Genomic DNA, 1277 nt, shown 5'->3' with positions numbered 1-1277 from the left:
CCCAATCGCGTCTATGTGTCATCTAGACAAAATCTAGGAATGGAGGAGCTGTCACTTGCGGTTCAGCAGCTGCTTACCGGTACCTTGACGACCTTTGATTTGACGCTGCCTTATACGGCTGGTCAATTTAAAAACACCTTGTATGAGCTGGGCGTTATCTTAGAAGAAAGCTACGATGATAATGGTCATGAGTGCCTAACGATTCGTCTGCCTAGCGAACGCCTAAAACAGCTGCTGGGTCAGGCCGACTTGAATCCTTTAGATGTATTGCCATTAGCGCAAGCCACGCTACTGATGCCCATACTGGAAGAGTTCGAGCAGCCTGATGAAGAGGATGAACCGTCTATGACAGCAGCCGAAGAACAAGCGTTTGACGAATTTAATGCCCTCAACGCTGAGACATTAGATTCAGAGCAGTCTAAAGCGCTAGAAACGAAAATTCCAGATTCACAGACTTAAATAGCTGCCTAATACAATGATGGGCTTATTAATACAATTAGTTGATTGGTATATTATGATGGATGGTATATTATGATGGATGGTTTAGTATAATCGATTGCCCATCATAAATTATTAAATGATAAATGGACGCTATCAACGATATCGTCCATTTTTTTGACTTTTTTATGTCAGTGGTTTTTTAATAAAATCTAGCAGATCAATAACACGCCCTAGCAGCCCATAGGCTTTATTAGTTGGACCACTCTCTATATAATCGAGCTTTATATAATCAACCAATCTTGCAGCCTAAAACTCGCGACACAAAATACTGAGTGCTCAAGACTATTATTAATGCTAGCAAAAATATTCTTCTTTGCTGTGCTCGTGGCATTATTGCCTACTCGCTTTTATAAACATATCCTCTCTCTGACTTGGCCAGAACCGCTTATGAAGTCCACTCACTCCTCGCGTGTACCCCTATGGATGGCTGTCATCCTAACGTTGTCCATGGTCATCTTGGTCCGCGAATCTGCCGTTATTATCTGTCAGTGGGTAGGTATTGAAAAAGCGGCCAATATCGTTGGCCTAGTTGCCATGTTCTTTATTTTAATGGCATGGCGATTACTCAAAGGTCTGCCCAGTTGGCTCACCCAAGCCAGCAACACTTTACTCGTCGATAGTGGCTTTGCTTTTTTACCAGTATCAGCTGGAGCAGGCTTGCTGTTATTCGCCTTAGGAGATGAATTTTGGGGTGTGATGCTGACCATGTTAATCAGTACGCTCATACCACTGTGGGGATTGGCTATTCTTGCCAATCACTGGCTAAGCGATAGCGC

1 protein-coding gene and 1 pseudogene are annotated in these 1277 nt (G+C 43.2%); both read left to right on the top strand.

Features of this window, described 5'->3' with window-relative positions; all coding sequences use genetic code 11:
- A pseudogene (locus tag JMW64_RS13890) lies at window positions 1–459 on the top strand (ribosome rescue GTPase HflX); the annotation flags it as partial.
- A 429-nt stretch (window positions 460–888) separates the two neighbouring features.
- On the top strand, window positions 889–1277 hold a 389-nt coding region (locus JMW64_RS13885), incomplete at its 3' end, for a CidA/LrgA family protein (RefSeq protein ID WP_201555374.1).

The organism is Psychrobacter immobilis, from assembly GCF_904846065.1.
GTDB lineage: Bacteria > Pseudomonadota > Gammaproteobacteria > Pseudomonadales > Moraxellaceae > Psychrobacter > Psychrobacter immobilis_H.
Note: the sequence above shows the minus strand (reverse complement) of the source record. Positions and strands in the feature narration are given on the sequence as shown.